Origin of the sequence: Streptomyces sp. NPDC047706 (genome assembly GCF_043204795.1) — a bacterium.
Classification (GTDB): Bacteria; Actinomycetota; Actinomycetes; order Streptomycetales; family Streptomycetaceae; genus Streptomyces.
In genome coordinates this window covers 251296-269918 of sequence record NZ_JBIDCW010000003.1, presented here as the reverse complement: position 1 = coordinate 269918, position 18623 = coordinate 251296, and the positions used below count along the sequence as shown (strand labels likewise).

The window sequence follows — 18623 nt, the reverse complement described above, 5'->3', positions numbered from 1 at the left end:
GTGATCACCGTGACGGCTCAGACACCTCCTCCGGTCCCGGCGGCCTCGACCACACCCGCAGCCCCGGCACCCGCAGCACCTACGCCGACACCCGCACCCGCCCACCAACACTCCTTCTTGGAGGTGGGCCGCTGCCACTACGACGCGGCAACGCAACTCGCCAAGTCACCCCCGCTCTTCGGCTCCGCCGACCACCTGGCCGGAATCGCGGCGGAGTGCGTCATCAAGGCGATGCTCCTCGACTTCTTCGGTTCCAAACAGGACACCCCGCTCGGGATCCCGTACAGCCCGGCGATCAGGAACAACCCGGCGGCGCCGAGCAAGACCCAGATCGAGAAGGCGAGGCGAGCCTCCGAACACGGTCACCTCCCCCACGTCTGGGACCAACTCCTCCTCCTCGCCAGCGGCCACCGCGGTGCCACCGTCCTCGCGCAGATCCCCCAGCAGAACCCCTTCCGGGAATCCACCGACGAGTGGGACGTGGCCCACCGCTACCGTGACAGCAGCCAGATATCGGATCAGCGCGTGAAACGTCACCTCGCCGCGGCCCGTACCGTGATCGCCGCATACCAACAGGCGAAGTAGCACAAAGCGCAAAGCACCAACGCAGCCGAAGCCAAGCCAAAGCCAGAGCCGAAGTGGAAAAGCAGGCGCCCGCCCCATGAAGCCCACCCGATTCGACGCCGCGTGGCACGCCGCCCTGGGCCACGCCCACAGGGCCGCCGAAACCGGCCGGGACACCGTCCTCGTACGCGACCTGTTCGGGCGTGCGTCGCTCCTGATCGACGACGAGTCCGAGCCACTGCCCGCCGAGGAGCTGGAATCGCTGGCGGAGGCGTTCCGACGCGACACTCAGGCCTTCGCGGGCCCCCAACCCGTCCAGGCCGCGTCCACGATGTTCGCACCGGAGATGTTCTTCGCCTCCCGCGAACTCATCGTGCAGGACGAGGGCGAGCCAGGCCACCGAGGCAGGGTCGCCGTACTCGAACGGACCGTCGTGGGCGCCGACTGGGCCCGGGAAGCCGCACCGGGCGCTTCACCGCAGCCCGAGGTGCGAGAGCGGCGCGTCGCCCTGTACGGCTTCAAGGGCGGCGTCGGGCGCTCCACCGCCACCGCCGTCCTGGCTCGGCACCTCGCCGACAAGGGCCACTGCGTCCTCGTCGTCGACCTCGACCTGGAGTCCCCGGGAGTCTCCACGCTTCTGCACGGCCTCGACGAACTGCCCGAGCACGGCATCGTCGACCACCTGGTCGAAGCCGGCGTCGGCAACGCGGACGAGCTGGACCTCGTCACCCAGAGCTCGTTCTTCACGCCTACCCAGGGCAAGGGCAACGGCGAGATCTGGCTGGCCCCCGCCGGGGGCCGCCCCCGCGACGACTACGACTACCTCGCGAAGCTGAACCGCATATACAGCGACCTTCCGGCCGCCGAACCGGGCGGCGCGCCCAAGCCGTTCTGCGTGCGGCTGGAGGAGGCCATCGCCGCCTGCGAAGCCCAGGTGGCCGGGATCTCGCGGCAACCGGACGTCGTCCTGCTCGACAGCCGCGCCGGCATCCACGACATCGCCGCCGTCACCCTCACCCAGCTCAGCGGGCTGTCCCTGCTCTTCGCCGTCGACAACCCGTCCACCTGGTACGGCTACGGCATGCTGTTCTCCCAGTGGAAGCAGCGCCCGGACCGGGCCGTCGAGCTGCGCGAGCGCCTCCGTATCGTGGCCGCCATGTTCCGGTCCGCCGGGGACATAGAGCGCCTGGACAAGCTCCGCGACAACGCCCAGAAGATGTTCGCCGAGACGCTCTACGACGACGCGGCGGGCGGGGACCTGACCGCGTACAACCCGGCCCCTGCGGACAACCAAGCCCCGCACTCCCCCATCCCGATCCTCTTCAGCCACGACCTGATCGGCCTCGACCCGCTCCAGGACCGCGACTGGCCCGAACTGCCCTTCGTGGAGGCCGCGTACAAGAGGTTCCTCGACGAGGTCTACCAACTCGTCTTCCCCACCGAGGAGCTGTCATGACGGACCGGGACCCGCTGTCCACCGACGAGTACCGGACGCTGCTCGCCACCGCCCCCGGCAGCGCCTTCGACGCCGACACCGTGAGCCCCGACGTCACGCGGCTGTTCACGCCGTCGAGCCACCGGCGTGCGCTGGACCCCGACGTGACGGTGGTGCGCGGCGCACGCGGTTCGGGCAAGACCGTGTGGACCAAGGTGCTCAGCGACGACAGCATGCGCGAGATCGCCGCGGCCTCGTACATGATGCCCCGGCTGCAACGGATGACGGTCGCCACCGGCCACGCGAAAGGCGGCGAGCCCAACCTGCACCACCCCAGCAAGAACGTCATCAGCAAACTCCTGAAGGACGGCGTCAAGCCCCAGCACCTCTGGTCAGCCGTGGTCCTGACCGGACTCGGGGCCCCGGAGATCCTGCGCATCGAAGGCTGGGACAGGCGGGTCCGCTGGGTCGCCGAGCACATGGAGTCCTACGAACGAGCCCTGTGGACGGTCGACCAGGAGGCCCGCAAGAGCGGCCGCACCCGCCTGCTGATCTTCGACGCCCTGGAGCACCTCCACAACGAGAGGCCGGTCGTCGACCAGCTGGTGTCCGGCCTCTTCGAGGTGGCGCTGGATCTCCGCATGAGCACCAGCGCGGTCCGGGCGAAGATCTTCGTCCGCCCGGACATGTACGAGAGCGCGCCCAAACACTTCCCCGACGCCTCCAAACTCGGCGCCAACGCCACCGACCTGACCTGGACCACGGAGAACCTGTACGGCCTCCTCTACCACCAGCTCGGCAACCACCCGAGCCCCGAGGCGGAGAAGTTCCGTGCGTCGACCGGTAGTTGGCAGAGTGAGGGCGAAGGCCGGTGCATCGCCCCCGTCGACGTCATCGCCACCCCGAAGCGCCAGCACGATCTGTTCATCACGATGGCCGGCCCGTACATGGGTCCGAGCCACCGCCGCGGCCACACGTACACCTGGCTTCCCAACCACCTGCAGGACGGCAAGGGCCAGGTGAGTCCACGCACGCTCCTCCAGGCCGTCTCCACAGCGGCGACCATCAGCCGGGACCGATACCCCGCACACGAATACGCCCTCCACTACGACGCCATCCGCGCGTCCGTGAGTACCGCCTCCCAGATCCGCGTGGACGAGATCACGGAGGACATCCGCTGGGCGGCGGTCGCCGTCGAGCAACTGCGGGGCGGCCAGGTGCCGATGCAGCCGTCCGTGGTCCTCGCCTACTGGCGGGACGCCTCCCTCTCCTCGAAGCTGCGCGAGGTCCTGGCGAACGGCTCGCAGGGCAGCGGCCCGGAGGATGTCGACAACCACCGTGAGCTGATCGACGAGCTGGAGAGGCTCGGCGTGATGACACGGCGCGCGGCGGGCGCCACCGACCTGCGCGACTACGCGGTCGACATCCCCGACGTCTACCGCCTGGCCTTCGGCATCGGCCGCAAGGGGGGCGTCTCCCGGCGCGCGCACTGACCACGGGCAGATCCCGGTGTGCGGCCTCGAAGGCGGCGGAGGGCGCCCCCAGCGCCCCGGTGGGCGCGGGGAACCGCGCGACCGGCCACGACGGCGCTACAGACGACCGACGGCACATCGCGGCGCTTCCACGCGGCACTTCCAGCGGAGCGCTCAGGCCGCCGCAGTCACTGCCGTCAGGAAGTCACCGTCGAGGTACGCCCGTTCCCCGTCGCCGCCGATCACCTCGACCGTCCGCCCGTCCAGGTGCGGGACCTGCGTCCGCGTGTCCACGGGGCACAGCAGCCACAGCCCGTGCGGGTCGTCGGCCGGTCTGCGGGCCGCCGTCTGCAGCCGGACCAGGAGATCGTGGCCGCCTTCGTCCCAGTACCGGGCGAGCAGCCCCGCCTCATACAGGAAGAGGACCGTGCGAGGCGCCGCGGCCCGCTCCAGCAGGGCCGCCTCCAGACGTACCCAGACCGCGCGGACGAACGAAGCCAGACCCCGCTTGATCTGCCCCGGCGCGGAGCCCGCGTCGGCGCGCAGGACCTTCTCCCAGTCCTGCCCCTTCTCCGCCGCCAGCGCGCGGAACTCGGCGAGGAACTCCCGCCCCAGGTCGACGGGTTCGACGGGGAACGCCGCGGCCACCGCCTCGGCGGCACCCGGCAGCCGGCTGCCCTTCACGGTCAGCGCGAGGAACCCGCCGCGCTGAACGCGGGACGCGAGCCTGGCACGGGTGGCGGCGTGCGGATCCCCGTCCACCTCCGCGACCACCGGGATGCCATGGCCGGGCGACACGTAACTGGTGCCCGTCCCGGTGGACGTCCACTGGCCGGCCGCCTCCAGGGCCGGCGGGAAGAACCGCTCCAGCTTGGTGTCGTACTGGAGCTCGAAGCGGGCCTCCCTGAGCGGGTCCTCCAGCTCCACGTACGTCGGCTCGCGCTCTGTGGAGAGCGCGTCGAGCACGGGGAAGCGCGCGCGCAGCCGCGCCAGCAGCTCGGCGACGGTGATGCCACGGTCCCGTCGTACTCCCGCCCCTGCCTGCGAGATGCGCAGGGCGCGGTCCAGGCTGAGGTCACGGGGGTACAGCTCCAGGCGCGGAGTGACCTCGGTCCCCACGGCGACGGCGGCTGCGAGGTCGACCAGCCGGGTGTCCGCGAGCGGGGCGAAGCCCTCCGGGGCGGGCACCGCGCGCAGGTCCCGGACCACCGCGGCTCGTCCCGGCAATGGCTCCTGACGCGCCAGTCGCTCCGCCACCGACCCCAACTCGGCCGCGTAGTCGGCCAGTTCACGTGGGCTCGGGTCGTCGGTCCCGGGCAACGACTCCGCAGCGATCAGTACGGTGTCGCCTCGTCGGTGCACGGCCAGGCGCGGCTCGTGCTGTTCCACGCCCTCGCCGTCCCACAGCTCGGCCTCGGTGGCGGCCCGTACCACGGCCAGCGCCCTCGCAAGCGTACGCTCGGGGGTGTCGTCGCCCGCGCCGTGCCGGACGCGCAGCTCGGCGGCCGCCTCCTGCGCGGTCATGACCCGCCCGGCCGCCGTGACGATCTCGACCAGCTCTTCGCGCACCCGCCGCAGCCAGTCCGCCTCGGCCCACAGCTTGATCTCGATGCGGTGGTGACGGGAGACCGGCGGCTGCTTGATCTTGAGGTGGTCGGCGATGCGGGCCTGGACCGGCCAGGGGCCCAACGGCGACAGCCCGCCCTCCTCGGGCGGCAGACCGAGCGTGAGCCGGACCACCGGCGCACGGTGGGAACCCTTGCGACCGGGTTCGGGGGTGAGCCTGGCGGCCATGTCGTCTATCGACAGGAGCAGCGAACCGTCCGGCTCGGGGGCACCGTCCGTGCGCGCGGCCGGTACCGCGGGTCGGACGTCGGCCCCGGTGGGCTGCCGCAGGGCGATCGCCCACTGCTTGCGGCGCCGGTTGAGTTCCTTGCGTACGAGCGCACCCGCGCCCCGCGCCTTCGAGATCGCGTACGGCTGGACGTTGAGAAGCTCTCCCACCTTGGTGGCGCCCAACCCGTGCGCGACGGACACGGCCCGGGGCGACAGGCCTGCGGCGTCCAGCAGGGTCTCGGCGTCCGCGGCCTCGGCGGCGGCGTCACGGGCCTCCTCCGCGTCCTCGGCCTGGGCGCCGACCGTGGCCGGGGTGGTGGCCGGCCTGGTCGCGTCGGCCGCCCGGAACACCTCGCGCCACTCGTCGTGCATCTGCCGCAGCGTGTCGAAGCGGTGCTCGGTGTCGCGGTGCAGCGCCCGCCGGAAGAAGGACGTGAGGCCGTCCCTGAGGGCCGGCTCGAACAGCTCGGAGGCGACGTACAGTTCGGCGGACTCGTTGGTGAGCGGGTCCAGCTGTCCGTCGCCCCACATGGGGCGCTCGCCGCCGGCCATCTCGTGCAGGGTGACGGCCGCCGCGTACCTCTCGGCGTGGTCGTCGTAGTACGGCCGCCGCAGGGAGCCGAGGAAGGGGTCGAGGTAGCCGCGCGTGCCCGCCTTGATGTCGCGCTCGGAGGCGTCGGCGAGGGAGAAGTCGAACAGCTTCAGGCGCCAGATGCGGTCCTTGCTGTGGTGGATGCCGAAGTTGTCGGGCTTCAGGTCGCGGTGCAGGACTCCGTTGGCGGCCAGCTGGTCGAGCGCCCTGAACAGATCGTCGCCGAAGCGCTCCAGCTCGTGGTAGGTCAGCTTGCCCTTGCCGCGCAGCCGGGCGCCCAGGGACTGCTCACCGGCGTACTCGAGCTGCAGGACGGTGCGTCCGCCGATCTCGCGCAGCCCTTCCCCCCGCAGTTGTACGACCGCGCCGCCCCCGACTTCCTTGAGGACGCCCGCCTCGGCACGCAGCCGTTCGGCCTTCTGCTCGTCCAGAGCGACCTTGAAGACGCGCTCGTCGATCTGTACGTGGCCGTCCTCGTCCTCGACCACGCGCTCCACGAGAAGGGCGCGGGCCGTGGCGCCGGTGCCGAGGACGCGGCGTACGGACCATTCCGCGTCGAGCGACTGGCCGGGCAGTGCCTCCAGCGGGTCGACGCCGACGGCCGTGGGCGCCTCGGGCAGCACGCTGGCGCGCTCCGCCTTGTCCAGCAGGTCGAGGAACTCCTCGGCGGAGCCGAGGCGTTCGGTCACGTCGGAGCGAGTGGCCTTGAAGACCAGGTCGTCGAGGGCGTCCGGGAAACCGTCGGCGACGGCGTACAGATGCAGCCCGGAGTCGGTGCGCAGCCGCTCGCTCAGCGCGCTGCGCTGAGTGGCGGGAGGCTGACCGGTGAGGATCAGGTACGCGACCGCGCCGAGCCCGAACATGTCCAGGTCTGCCGGATCGGCGTACGGCTGGTCGGTCTCGGGGGCGAGATAGAGGCGGGCCGCGTCCTCGATCAGAGCGGCGTCGAGTGCCGAGCCGCCGATGGAGCGGAAGAAGGTGGCGTTGCTGTCGAAATCGCGGGCCGCGGTCTGCCAGTCGGTGATGCGCAGTTCGGGGCGCGTTCCGTCGGACCGGAAGGAGACGTAGACGGAACTGGCCGCCAGGGCCCGGTGGTAGAGGGCGCGGTTGTGCGCGTAGCGGACGGCTTCGGCGAGCTGCCGTACGAGGTCGAGGCGGATCTCGGGGGTGAGCTTGCCCCCGTAGGTGGCCAGGTACTGGTCGAGGCGCAGGTCCGTGTGCCGGTGACGGAAGAGGATCGCGGGTCCGCCCTGGTGCTCGCGGATCTCGACGGCCTCGACGATGCCGCGGTGCGTGATGCCCTGCAGGACCTGGTACTCGCGGCGGGCCGCGCGATCGGTCGACTTCTTCGCGGCCTCGGTGGCCATATGGCCGACCAGGTAGATGCGGACGCGGCCCTCCTCCTGGACGAGGCCGTCGTCGCGCGTGGCCAGGCGGTCCTCCCAGGACTGCCCGCGGTCCAGGGGGTGCGGCTGCAGCTTCCAGGCGTCGCCGAACCTGAGATGGGCCGTGGACTGCTGGACACCGATGGCCTTCAGCAGGCGCGGCAGCGTATTCCGGGAGAAGTCGGGCGTGATGCGGCGCTCGGGGCGGTCGGGCGGCAGGCCGAGGAAGTCCTGCCAGATGCGCTTCAGGCCGGTGGAGCGGTCGTCACGACCGTAGACCTTGACCTTCTGGACGTCGTCGAGATGGCTCTCGAGGTCCGGAGCCGAGAGGAAGATCGCCGGTTCCACACGTGGCACGGAGCGCTCGGGGATGCCCAACTTGCGGGCCGCCCACAGGAGCCTGCTCTTGAGGTCCTTCGACTTGGCGTCGTTGAAGTGGAGCGGGTTGTTGATCGTCCGGGTGCGGTCGGAGCCGCGGAAGTTCCAGGTGGATCCGTTGTTCTCCAGGCGCCCTGGATGGCTCTTGATCTCGACCAGGTAAAGGCCGGCGGGTACCGCGATCAGCAGGTCGCACTCGTTGATACGGCCCGACTGCGCGGTGAAGGAGAAAGTGGCCCACGCGCGATACGGCTCGGCGGCCGGCATCAGGCGACGAACATGGTCGAGAGCGTCCTGCTCCCAGGGGTACGGGGAGGGGCGATCCTGGAACCACTGCTGCGCCGGACGCGGCGGTCCCGGCTTGGGCACCGGCCGCGAGCCTCCTGCCGTCACCGTCCGACCTCCGCTGTCTCCTCACACCCTTTCGGGCCAAAATCCCTCGTTGACCTTACCGCGCCCCACTGACAGGCAGCATCCGTTCGGAGAGCTGGCCATGAGGACGCTCATCCCCAGTGTTCCTCCTGGTAGCGCAGGAGGTCATCGCCGTGGAGCTGCTTGGTGGCGTTGCCGACCCGGACCGCGAACAGCACCGGTGAACGCGACGAGGAGGTGTCCAACCGGTTCGGCAGGGAGATGTCCCAGTAGTCGCCGGTGAAGTTCGCTGCGATGATCCGGTCCAGCTCCGCGGTGAAGGCTCGGCCGTCACCCGGCGGCAGACTGCCGATGCGTCCCAGATCGAACTCCATCTGCGACTCCGGCGAGTTGGAGTACCGGCCGGTGGTGTGCGCCATGAAGAACCACCGTCCGATCACGGGGCGGAGTTCATCGGCCGTCAGCCCGAAGTCGTGGTGTCCGATCAGCCAGATCGTGTAGCTGTACAGCAGGGCGTTGTCGGAGGTGATCATCTTGCGGCTGCGGAAGCCCGCCGCCGTGACGCACTGGAAGAACTCGTGCCAGCTGGTCAGGTCCAGGACCTTGGTGTGCGCCCGGGCGAGCCGGTCGAACTGCTCCTGCCGTCGGTCGGCGGTGACCTTGCCGGTTTCGAGGTCCTTCCCTCGCAGGACGCTGTAGACGTGCTGCAGCCGGGCGCGCCGGAAGGCGACGGCGACCGCTACGCGCAGCAGTTGGTCCGGGCTGGGGTCCAGAAAGGCGTTCCGAGGACTCGCACCGGGAAGTCCCGCGATCACCGCGCTCCGGCTGAAGTCCTCGAGCTGGCGGCGTCCCTTCTCCCAATGCACGGACATCAGAGTGAGGATGAAGTCGGACTGGTTGAGCTTCACGCCTTCGGAGTTGATGCGCACGAAGATGTCGGCGACCTGCTCCTCGTTGGCCGAAGCGCCCAGCTCCACGACCTGGAAGTGGAAATCGCGCAGGTCCCGGACCCTGTCAAGGCGTTCTTCGAGCTCATCCTTGGCAGCATGCGGCAAAGGCTGTCCGCCGGCCTGTTCGAGCCGTTGAAAGAACTGCCGGAGGGTGGGCTTGTAACGGCTCTCGGCCCAGAGCGCGGTGATGTCCGGAAGGAAGTGGGCGTCCCGCTCGATCGCCGCGTCCGTGACCTCGAAAGTCTGGTCCTCCGGGCGGAACGCGATGCGAACGTTGATCTCGTCGAAGGACTTGGTGACGATCTTGCGCCCGGTGAGGACGGCGAACAAGGCGGTGAGCCGCTGCTGCCCGTCGACGACCAACAGCTGGGGCGCACGATCGCCGGCGTGCGTTCCGATCTGCCGCGTCCCCACCTCAGCGCCGGTCTCCCAGAACATCAGGGTGCCGATCGGGTAGCCCCGGTACATCGAGTCGAGTAGATCGCGGGTCTTCGCCGCGGACCATACGAACGGGCGTTGGATATCGGGGAGTCCGATACGGCCGCCTTCGATGTTCTCGATCAGGTGCCCGAGCGTGTAATTGGTGACGCGATACAAAGTCGGTGGCACAGCCGAGGAATCCTAACGTCGAGAGCAAACTGGCCGGCAGAAGAAGTCAGGGCGAGGGAACAGCATCAGGTTTCTACCACGCGGACACGCCGCCCCGCAGGACAAGAGCCCTCGTCACAAAGCGGATTGCACGACGGCACGACCCAGCTGGTCCTGTCTGAAGTCGTGGTCATCGGAGGCTGCGCAGGTGATCACGGCTTGAGTGACTTCGGCTGTTCAAGGGGCGTCTTGTCGCAAGGCGTCCCGCAGCCGCACTAGTTCGCGTCGGCGGCGCCACGCCCGTACCAGGGTGAGCATCGCGGCGGCGGTGAAGACGACACCGCCCGCGGCGGTGGCCACCAGGTCGGCGGTACTGCCGCGGACTGCAGCCAGCGCCACCCCCGTCAGGGCGGTCACCACAGTCGCCGCCAGTGCGATCCGGGCGGACAGCACCCGGTCCCGGGCGAACAGCGGCCGACGCCTGCTCAGCACCCAGCCGGCGAGAACGGCCCAGGCCAGGCCGATGCCGATCAGTCCGGCGAAGGTGGCCTGGGTACGCGTCGGCAGAGCATACGGCTCAGTGGCCCACAGCACCGCGATCACGGCCGCGCCGCATCCCCCGGCCAGGCCCACTGCCACGTGGCGCAGCCGGGACCGCAGCGACACCTCCGTGGCCAGCGCGCGCTCCAGTCGCTCGGGCACAGCCCGCTGCGCTGCGCGGTTCTGCTCGCTCATGCCTCGTATCCCTTCTCGGCAAGGTAGTTGCGCAGCATGCGCCGAGCGCGATACAGCCTGCTCTTGACCGTGCCGGCCGGTACGCCGAGCACCTCCGCGCAGGACGCCAGTGGCAGGTCCTCCAGGTGGAAAAGGATCAGCACCTCGCGCTCCGAGGGCGGCAGAGCGGTAAGACCTGCCTCGATCTGCATCATGGTGAGCACGCTGCCGAGCTCGTCGTCGGCGACCACGGTCGCGGCTTCCTCCATGGCCGTCTCCGGAGCCTTGCACGTCTGTCGCAGATGGTCGGTGACCGTGCGCCGGACGATGGTGAACAGCCAGGGGGCGAACCGCTCCGGCTGCCGCAGCCGCGGCAGACCGCGCACCACAGCGACCCACGCCTCCTGAGCAAGATCGTCCGCGAGGTGCGGAGAACTGACCATGCTCCGGACATAGCGCCACAGCCGGGGGTGCCACAGGGCCACCAGTTCGCGGAACGCCTCCCGCTCCCCAAGCTGGCAGCGCACCACCAACAACCCGTCGCCGCCCACCACGCCTCCCTGCGCCGCACCGTCCGTCACACAGAGAGTCGGCGTTCCGAGCGGAAAGGTTCACGGAATGCCGAGCATCTTGACCTTGGCGGAGAGACGGGGTCGACCACGCCGGTAGGTCAGTAGGCGACAAACATGCTCAACGCTGATCGCTCGCTCTCCTGGACAGTCGTTCATGGACAGTGAAGCGCCGAAGCCATGAACTCCGGCCCTGCCCGTCGGCCCGCTTCCAGAGCCGTTTTCGAGCAGGGCTCTCCGAGAGGTACGAGCCAGAAGCGGCTGCACCGCATGCTCAAGCATCGCGCCGGGACCGTCCCGATGCCCCAGGACAGAGGCCATCGGCACCTGGTCAGACCCTCCGCGGCCGATCTCCGGCCCACGATTCATGGCTACTCTCGCGGCTACTTACGCAGCCGAGCGGTCCGGTTCGAACCGGTACGGAACGAGGAGTGAGCGAGCCCTTGATCCGGCAAAGAAGGCCTTTGACCAGCGCATCGCCGGTCAGGAACCCTTGGCGGCAGACGAGTCGGGCTGTACGCCGGGTTCTGTTCCGGGGGTTCCTCGCGGAGCCCCCGGCGACGGCCATCCATCTAGGGCCGGCGTTGCCGCCGGCCTCGTGCGGTCTACCCGCGGACTCGGGCGGGCAGCCCTCGTACGTCCGCGCAGAGCGCCTTTTACAGCGCCCCTCTTGACCTTGCTCCGGGTGGGGTTTACCTAGCTGCCCAGGTCACCCTGGGCACTGGTGGTCTCTTACACCACCGTTTCACCCTTACCGAGGACCGAGGTCCCCGGCGGTCTGTTCTCTGTGGCACTGTCCCGCGGGTCACCCCGGGTGGCCGTTAGCCACCACCCTGCCCTGTGGAGCCCGGACGTTCCTCGGGGAGATCCACAAGGACCTCCACGCGGCCGCCCGCCCGGCTCGTCTGCCGTGTCGCCCATGGTACCGGGCGAGCGGTCAGAGGAAGTCCGCGGTCTCCAGGTCGAAGGCGAAGGGTGCCGGCAGGGTGAGGGGTTTGCCGAGGGGGCGGGTGAGGTGTTCCCGGTAGTCGCCCCTCTGCGGTGTGCTGAACAGGGTGATCGCGGAGTCGTCGCGGTCGACCAGGAGGTAGAGGGGAACGCCGCCGAGGGCGTAGGAGCGCCGCTTGGCCTCACGGTCAGCCTTGGGCTTGGTGGACGTGACTTCAAGGACCATGGCAACGCCCTCGCTGGGCATCCATGGATCGGCGCCGCGAAACAGGCGAAGTTCTCGGGGCGCGAATGTGGCGTCAGGCATGACACGGTCCCTGGAGGCGCCGTCTCCACTCAGGACCAGGCCCTTGGTCCCCGCGAATTGCATTCCGACCTTGGAGTGCAGGAGCACCTGCTCCACGATCAGCCCGATGCAGTCCTCGTGATCCCCGTCCGGCGGCGGCGTCACAACGATCTCCCCCTCGATCAGCTCGGCCCGGAAACCCTCCGGGGTGTCCAGGGCGAGAAAGCCCTCCAGCAGGACCTCTTCCTGCGTGAGCGGCTCGTGGGCCATGGCAGTCATGTCACGCCCCTCCTTCGGTCGCTCGCCAGACTGGGACATCGGCTGATCACCCGTCCGAGAGATCGGAATCCGTTCCCTCGATCGTGGCACACGATCACGTACGCGGTCAGCGCACCGTCCGCTTGACCCTGCCGCAACGTCAACGTCTCTACTGAACCCATGCGGATCGGAGAACTCGCCGCCGCCGTCGGCGTCACCACGCGGACCGTGCGGCACTACCACCATCTGGGCCTGCTGCCCGAGCCGGAGCGGCTGGCGAACGGGTATCGGGACTACACCCTGCGGCACGCCGTCGTGCTGGCGCGGATCCGGCGGCTGACGGAGCTGGGGCTGGGGCTCGCCGAGGTGCGGGACGTGCTCGCCGAGGACGCGGGTCGGGATCTGAGTGAGGTGCTGGAAGAGCTGGACGCGGATCTCGCGCGGCAGGAGGCGGCGCTCCGGGAGCGCCGGGAACGGTTGAAAGCTCTGCTCGACGTGGCCGAGCTGCCCGCCGAGGGGCCGGTCTCACCCGAGCTGGCGGAGCTGTTCGCGGGGCTGGCGCCCGCCTCCGGCTCACCGATGGCCGCCAAGGACCGGGAGATCTTCGCGTTGCTGGAGACCGCGGCCGGTCCTGAGGAGCGTGAGCGGTTGCTGGCCGCCGTCGGTGGCGCTCTGACCGGGCCCGGTGCCGTCGCGCGGGCCCACGAGGCGTACGCCCTGCTCGACGCGCTCGCCGAGGCCGCGACCGACGACCCGCGGGTCGCCGAGGCGGCGCGCGCGCTCGCGGGGCTGATGCCGCCCGAGCTGGTCGCCGCGCAACCCGTCGAGCACGACCACGGCTTTCTGCGCGCCATGTACGCCGACCTCGCCCCGGCCCAGGCGGAGGCCATCCGCCAGGCGCTGCGGCTCGCCTCCGGGGGGCCGCGATGAGGACCACGGCGAGAACGGCGTACCGGCTCGTGCGGCATGAGGTGCTGCTCTACGTGTGCCTCGGGTTGTGGGTGGCCCGGCGGACCCAGGGCACGCGGGGCGGGCGGGCGTTCGGGTACGCGAGCGGGCAGAGCGCGCTGCTGATGGGGTTCGCGTTCGTGTGCGTGGTCGAGACCGTCGTGATGTCGGTGCTGCTGTCCCGGTGGCCGGCCGTGCACTACGTGGTGCTGGTGCTGGACGTGTACACCGTGCTCTTCGTGATCGGTCTGCACGCCGCGTCCGTCGTACGGCCGCACGTGCTGGAGCCGGGAGCCCTGCGCGTCCGTAAGGCCGCCCACCTCGACCTGCGGATACCGCTGGAGCGGATCGCGGCCGTCCGGCGGGAGCTGCGGCTGACCCACGAGAAGGCCGACGGCGTGCTCGACGTCGAGGTCGGCGGGCAGACGACGGTCACGCTGGAGCTCGCCGAGCCCGTCGCGTACACGACCTTCCTCGGCCGGCGGCGGGAGGTGAGGCTGGTGCGGGTGTACACCGACGGGGCCGACGGCCTCGTCGGGGCCGTCACCCGGGCGCTCAGCGGCGCGGACAGCAGGCCGTACCCTGGCGCGGAGGTCTAGAGAAGGAGAATCCGTGCTGGTCCTGCTGCCGCCCTCGGAGGGGAAGGCGTCCTCCGGCCGGGGCGCACCGCTCAAGCTGGAGTCGCTCGCGCTGCCGGAGCTGAGCGGCGCCCGGCAAGCCGTCCTAGGCGAACTGGTCGAGCTGTGCTCCGGCGACGAGGACAAGGCGCGCGAGGTGCTGGGGCTCAGCGAGGGACTGCGCGGCGAGGTCGCCAAGAACACCGCCCTGCACACCGCCGGGGCCCGGCCGGCCGGTGAGGTCTACACGGGCGTGCTGTACGACGCCCTGGACCTGGCGTCGCTGGACACGGCCGCCAAGCGGCGCGCCGCGCGTTCCCTGCTGGTGTTCTCGGGGTTGTGGGGCGCGGTCCGGGTGACGGACCGGATCCCCTCGTACCGCTGCTCGATGGGGGTGAAGCTGCCGGGGCTGGGAGCGCTGGGCGCGCACTGGCGTACGGCGATGGCCTCCGCGTTGCCCGAGGCGGCCGGGAGCGGGCTGGTGCTGGACCTGCGGTCGTCGGCGTACGCGGCGGCGTGGAAGCCGAAGGGCGGGATCGCGGGGCGGACGGCGACGGTACGGGTGCTGCACGCGCCCACGCGGAAGGTGGTCAGCCACTTCAACAAGGCGACGAAGGGGCGCGTCGTGCGCAGCCTGCTGACGGCCGGGGCGGCACCGAAGGGGCCCGCGGAGCTGGTGGGGGTGCTGCGGGAGCTGGGGTACGTGGTGGAGGCCGAGGCGCCCGCGGGGGCGGGGCGGCCCTGGTCGCTGGATGTGCTGGTGGACGAGGTCCACTGAGCCCCGGCACAAAGGCTGTTGCAGTATGCGCAACAGCCTTTGCGTGTACTGCATCACCCGGGCACGATATGGCGCATGACCGACCCCGCGCTCGACCCCGCGCTCGACCCCGCGCTCGACTCGGCGCTCGACCCCGCGCTCAGCTCCGTGCTTGATCTCGCCCCCGTCGTCCCCGTGGTCGTCCTCCCGGACGCCGCCGACGCCGTACCGCTCGCGCGGGCGCTGGTCGCCGGGGGGCTGCCGGCGATCGAGGTGACCCTGCGGACGCCGGCCGCGCTCGACGCGATCCGGGCGATCGGCGGGGCGGTGCCGGACGCGGTGGTCGGGGCCGGGACGGTGATCACGCCGGGGCAGGTCGAGGACGCGGTCGCGGCCGGGGCGCGCTTCGTGGTGAGCCCGGGCTGGACGGACGTACTGCTGGGGGCGATGCGGCGGTCCGGGGTGCCGTGTCTGCCGGGGGTGTCGACGACGTCCGAGGTGGTGGCGCTGCTGGAGCGCGGGGTGCGGGAGATGAAGTTCTTCCCGGCGGCCGCCGCGGGGGGTACGGCGTATCTGAAGTCGCTCGCCGGGCCGTTGCCGCAGGCGCGGTTCTGCCCGACGGGCGGAATCGGGCTCGCGTCGGCGCCGGAGTATCTGGCGCTGCCCAACGTCGGCTGCGTCGGCGGGAGTTGGATGGTCCCGCAGGACGCGGTGGCGGCGCGGGACTGGACGCGGATCGAGGAGCTGGCCCGGGAGGCCGCCTCGCTCAGCGCAGGTGAGAGGTGTCGTTGAACAGGCGCACGCTGGCGTTGCCGTCGGCGTAGTACGCGACGACCGACAGGGACGCCGCCGACAGTTCCATACGGAACAGGGACTCCGGCGGGGCGCCCAGGGCGAGCCGTACGAGGGTCTTGACCGGGGTGACGTGCGTGACGAGCAGGACCGTGCGGCCGGTGTACGCCGCGATCAGCTTGTCGCGGGTGGCGGCGATCCGGGTGGCGGTCGCCGCGAAGCTCTCGCCGCCGCCGGTCGGTTCGGCGTCCGGGGAGGCCAGCCAGGCGCTGAGGTCGTCGGGGTGACGCTGGTGCACCTCGGCGAAGGTCAGGCCCTCCCACGCGCCGAAGTCGGTCTCGCGCAGGCCGTCGTCGACGCCGACGACCAGGCCGAGCCGTGCGGCGACGATGCCGGCGGTCTCGCGGGTCCGTGCGAGCGGAGAGGCGACGACCGCCTGGATCGAGCCGCGTCTCGCGAGCGCCAGGGCGACCCGCTCGGCCTGCTCGCGGCCGATGCCGGAGAGGGAGGGGTCGCTGCCGCCGCTGCCCGAGAACCGCTTCTCCGGCGTGAGGGGCGTCTCGCCGTGGCGCAGCAGCACGAAGGTGGCGGGCGCGCCCATGTCGGGAGCACCCCAGCCGACCCGCGGCGTGGCGACGTTCCGCGCGGCGTTCACGTCGGCGCCGCCCCCGGAGCCCTCGGCACCCCCGGAACCCTCGGCATCGGCGCCCCCGGCACCGGATCCCGCGGAGCCGGAGCCCGCGACGCCGGAGCCGGTGGAGCCGGTGGAGCCGGAGCCCGCGACGCCGGAGCCGGTGGAGCCGGTGGAGCCGGAGCCCGCGACGCCGGAGCGGGTGGAGCCGGAGCCCGCGACGCCGGAGGCAACGGGCTCAGGAGCCGCCGTACCGGACCGCCCCGCCGGCGTCACCCGCGTCTTCGCCGTACCGGACCGCCCCGTCAGCGCCGCACGTGCCTTCGCCGCACCCGCCGTCGCGTCCCCGGGCGGCCCCTCGGGCTCGGGAACCGCCGGTGCCGCGGCCGCCGGGGTGGGTGTCCAGGTCTCGCCCCGCGCCCCCGCGTCCATCGCCTCGTTGGCCAGGCGGTCCGCCCGCTTGTTCTCCTCGCGCGGGATCCACTCGTACGTCACCTGCCCCGCCCTGAAGACCCGCCCGGCCTCCATGGCCAGGGGCTTCATGTCGGGGTGCTTGATCTTCCAGCGGCCGGACATCTGTTCCACGACCAGCTTGGAGTCCATCCGGACACGCACCGACGCGCCGGGGTCGAGGGCGTGGGCCGCGCGCAGGCCTGCCACAAGTCCCCGGTACTCGGCGACGTTGTTCGTGGCGACGCCCAGGTACTGCGCCGTCTCCGCCAGCGTCTCGCCGGTCGCCGCGTCGATCACCACGGCGCCGTAGCCCGCGGGCCCCGGGTTGCCCCGCGATCCGCCGTCGGCCTCGACGATGAACTCCCGCACCGCAGCGTCCCCTACAGCCCCGACTCGGACGTGCGCACCAGGATGCGGCGGCAGTTCTCGCACCGCACCACCGTGTCCGGCGCCGCCTGACGGATCTCGCTCAGCTCGGTGATGGCCAGCTCCTGGCGGCAGCCCTGGCAGGTCCGCTGGTAGAGCTTGGCCGCGCCGATGCCGCCCTGCTGCGCGCGCAGCTTGTCGTAGAGCCCCAGCAGGTCCGCCGGGACCGAGCCCGAGACGACCTCGCGCTCCTTCGTCACCGACGCCGTCTCGCCGTCGATCTCCTCGAACGCGGCGTCCCGGCGCGCGCTCGCGTCGTCGATCTTCGCCTGGACGGAGCCGACCCGCCCGGTCAGCTCGGCGACCCGCTCCTGCGCGGACTCCCGGCGCTCCATGACCTCCAGCACGACGTCCTCCAGGTCGCCCTGCCGCTTGGCGAGGGAGGCGATCTCGCGCTGGAGGTTCTCCAGGTCCTTCGGGGACGTCACCGCTCCCGAGTCGAGGCGCTGATGGTCACGGGCGGCCCGCCGGCGCACCTGGTCGACGTCCTGCTCGGCCTTGGTCTGCTCGCGGGCGCAGTCGCTCTCCTCGGTCTGCGCGGCCACCAGCAGGTCGCGCAGCTGGGTGAGGTCCTTGGTCAGCGACTCGATCTCGGCGTGCTCGGACAGCGACTTCCGGCGGTGCGCGAGCTGCTGAAGACGGACGTCGAGGTCCTGGACGTCGAGGAGGCGGATCTGGTCGGCGGGCGCGGCGTTCAGTTGGGGGCTCCAGGAGTCGTCGTCGGGTTGGACGCCGCGTGGGCGGTCCAGGGGTCGGTGACCGTCTTCGAGACGTGGACGCGCAGGTCCCAGCCGTGGCGGTCGGAGATCTCGTCGAGCTGGGCGGCGCCCAGCTCGCACCAGGGCCACTCGGTGGCCCAGTGCGCCGCGTCGAGCAGCGCGAGGGGACTGTGGGCGCGGGCCTCGGACGCCGGGTGGTGGCGCAGGTCCGCGGTGAGGAAGGCGTCGACGCCGGCCGCCCGGACGGCGTCGAAGAGGCTGTCGCCGGAGCCGCCGCTCACGGCGACCGTGCGGACCGTGGCTCCGGGGTCGCCGGCGACCCGGATGCCCTGCGCGGTGGCGGGCAGCCGTTCGGCGGCGAGGGCGGCGAACTCGCGGACGGTCAGCGGGTGGTCCAGTTCGCAGATCCGGCCGAGGCCGCGGCGCCGCTCGGGGTCGTCCGGGTCGGGGACGAGGGGCCGTACGACCCGCAGGTCCAGCGCGCCGGCCAGCGCGTCGCTGACCCCGGGGTCGGCGGTGTCGGCGTTGGTGTGGGCGACGTGCAGCGCGATGTCGTTCTTGATGAGGGTGTGCACGACGCGGCCCTTGAAGTGGTCCGCCGCGACCGTCGTCGTACCGCGCAGGTAGAGCGGATGGTGGGTGACCAGCAGGTCGGCGCCCAGCTTCACCGCCTCGTCCACGATCTCCTGCACCGGGTCGACGGCGAAGAGCACCCGGGTGACGTGCTGGGCCGGGTCGCCCACGACGGTGCCGACCGCGTCCCAGGACTCGGCCCGCTCGGCGGGCCACAGGTTCTCCAGCGCGGCGATGACTTCAGACAGACGGGGCACGGGACACAGGCTACCTGGCTGTTCTGCGCCGTTGAACCTGTGCCGCCGGCCCCGCCATGCTCAGCACACCGGCCCCTGTTTCCTCCGCGGAACCGCCGGACCG

At 71.3% G+C, this 18623-nt stretch carries 15 protein-coding genes and 1 other RNA gene; 7 read left to right on the top strand and 9 right to left on the bottom strand.

Going from position 1 to position 18623, the window contains the following annotated elements; all coding sequences use genetic code 11:
* The first annotated feature begins 123 nt into the window (after positions 1 to 123).
* From ACGF8A_RS05015 to ACGF8A_RS05005, 3 genes are all read left to right on the top strand, one after another.
* Entirely contained in the window at positions 124 to 585 is a 462-nt protein-coding gene (locus tag ACGF8A_RS05015; RefSeq protein WP_393104514.1) for a hypothetical protein, read from the top strand.
* Positions 586 to 661: 76 nt separating this feature from the next.
* Positions 662 to 2020: a KGGVGR-motif variant AAA ATPase gene (locus ACGF8A_RS05010; protein WP_393104308.1), complete on the top strand. Its 1359-nt coding sequence runs from the start codon at positions 662 to 664 to the stop codon at positions 2018 to 2020.
* Positions 2017 to 3492, top strand: a complete 1476-nt coding sequence (locus tag ACGF8A_RS05005) for a hypothetical protein (RefSeq protein WP_393104306.1) — start codon at positions 2017 to 2019, stop codon at positions 3490 to 3492. The genes ACGF8A_RS05010 and ACGF8A_RS05005 overlap by 4 nt, the downstream gene beginning before the upstream one ends.
* Positions 3493 to 3645: 153 nt before the next feature.
* Here the strand turns inward: ACGF8A_RS05005 and pglW are convergent, their stop codons facing one another.
* The 6 genes from pglW to ACGF8A_RS04975 form a co-directional block, all read right to left on the bottom strand.
* The gene (pglW, locus tag ACGF8A_RS05000; RefSeq protein ID WP_393104304.1) at positions 3646 to 8031 is read right to left on the bottom strand and encodes a BREX system serine/threonine kinase PglW; all 4386 of its coding nucleotides are present in this window, start codon (positions 8029 to 8031) and stop codon (positions 3646 to 3648) included.
* Between the two features lie 134 nt (positions 8032 to 8165).
* Complete coding sequence (locus ACGF8A_RS04995; RefSeq protein ID WP_393104302.1) at positions 8166 to 9593, bottom strand: DUF262 domain-containing protein; 1428 nt, start codon at positions 9591 to 9593, stop codon at positions 8166 to 8168.
* Between the two features lie 216 nt (positions 9594 to 9809).
* Positions 9810 to 10307: a transmembrane transport protein gene (locus tag ACGF8A_RS04990; RefSeq protein ID WP_393104300.1), complete on the bottom strand. Its 498-nt coding sequence runs from the start codon at positions 10305 to 10307 to the stop codon at positions 9810 to 9812.
* A complete protein-coding gene (locus ACGF8A_RS04985; RefSeq protein ID WP_393104298.1) occupies positions 10304 to 10867 on the bottom strand; it encodes an RNA polymerase sigma factor in 564 nt (187 codons plus the stop codon). Before ACGF8A_RS04985 ends, ACGF8A_RS04990 begins: the two co-directional genes overlap by 4 nt.
* Before the next feature lie 488 nt (positions 10868 to 11355).
* Positions 11356 to 11759: RNase P RNA component class A (gene rnpB, locus ACGF8A_RS04980), an RNA gene on the bottom strand.
* Positions 11760 to 11792: 33 nt separating this feature from the next.
* On the bottom strand, positions 11793 to 12368 hold the full coding sequence (locus ACGF8A_RS04975; RefSeq protein ID WP_393104296.1) for a Uma2 family endonuclease: 576 nt from the start codon (positions 12366 to 12368) through the stop codon (positions 11793 to 11795).
* 159 nt (positions 12369 to 12527) lie between these two features.
* Here ACGF8A_RS04975 and ACGF8A_RS04970 point away from each other — a divergent pair, with 159 nt between their 5' ends.
* The 4 genes from ACGF8A_RS04970 (at position 12528) to eda (ending at position 15461) form a co-directional block, all read left to right on the top strand.
* A complete protein-coding gene (locus ACGF8A_RS04970) occupies positions 12528 to 13277 on the top strand; it encodes a MerR family transcriptional regulator (protein ID WP_393104294.1) in 750 nt (249 codons plus the stop codon).
* Positions 13274 to 13894, top strand: a complete 621-nt coding sequence (locus tag ACGF8A_RS04965) for a hypothetical protein (RefSeq protein ID WP_393104292.1) — start codon at positions 13274 to 13276, stop codon at positions 13892 to 13894. Before ACGF8A_RS04970 ends, ACGF8A_RS04965 begins: the two co-directional genes overlap by 4 nt.
* A gap of 13 nt (positions 13895 to 13907) precedes the next feature.
* Positions 13908 to 14690: a peroxide stress protein YaaA gene (gene yaaA / locus ACGF8A_RS04960; RefSeq protein ID WP_393104290.1), complete on the top strand. Its 783-nt coding sequence runs from the start codon at positions 13908 to 13910 to the stop codon at positions 14688 to 14690.
* A gap of 75 nt (positions 14691 to 14765) precedes the next feature.
* Complete coding sequence (eda, locus tag ACGF8A_RS04955) at positions 14766 to 15461, top strand: bifunctional 4-hydroxy-2-oxoglutarate aldolase/2-dehydro-3-deoxy-phosphogluconate aldolase (RefSeq protein WP_393104288.1); 696 nt, start codon at positions 14766 to 14768, stop codon at positions 15459 to 15461.
* Here the strand turns inward: eda and ACGF8A_RS04950 are convergent.
* Genes ACGF8A_RS04950 through ACGF8A_RS04940 form a run of 3 tightly spaced genes read right to left on the bottom strand, consistent with a single transcriptional unit; the run spans position 15436 to position 18520 of the window.
* Positions 15436 to 16914 (bottom strand): bifunctional RNase H/acid phosphatase, encoded by a 1479-nt coding sequence (locus tag ACGF8A_RS04950; RefSeq protein ID WP_393104286.1) that lies wholly within the window; start codon positions 16912 to 16914, stop codon positions 15436 to 15438. The two genes, eda and ACGF8A_RS04950, sit on opposite strands and share 26 nt — an antisense overlap.
* A gap of 11 nt (positions 16915 to 16925) precedes the next feature.
* On the bottom strand, positions 16926 to 17669 hold the full coding sequence (locus tag ACGF8A_RS04945) for a zinc ribbon domain-containing protein (RefSeq protein ID WP_393104512.1): 744 nt from the start codon (positions 17667 to 17669) through the stop codon (positions 16926 to 16928).
* Positions 17666 to 18520 carry a Nif3-like dinuclear metal center hexameric protein gene (locus tag ACGF8A_RS04940; protein WP_393104284.1) on the bottom strand — a complete coding sequence of 285 codons (855 nt, stop codon included), beginning with the start codon at positions 18518 to 18520 and terminating at the stop codon, positions 17666 to 17668. The genes ACGF8A_RS04945 and ACGF8A_RS04940 overlap by 4 nt, the downstream gene beginning before the upstream one ends.
* Positions 18521 to 18623 lie beyond the last annotated feature (103 nt).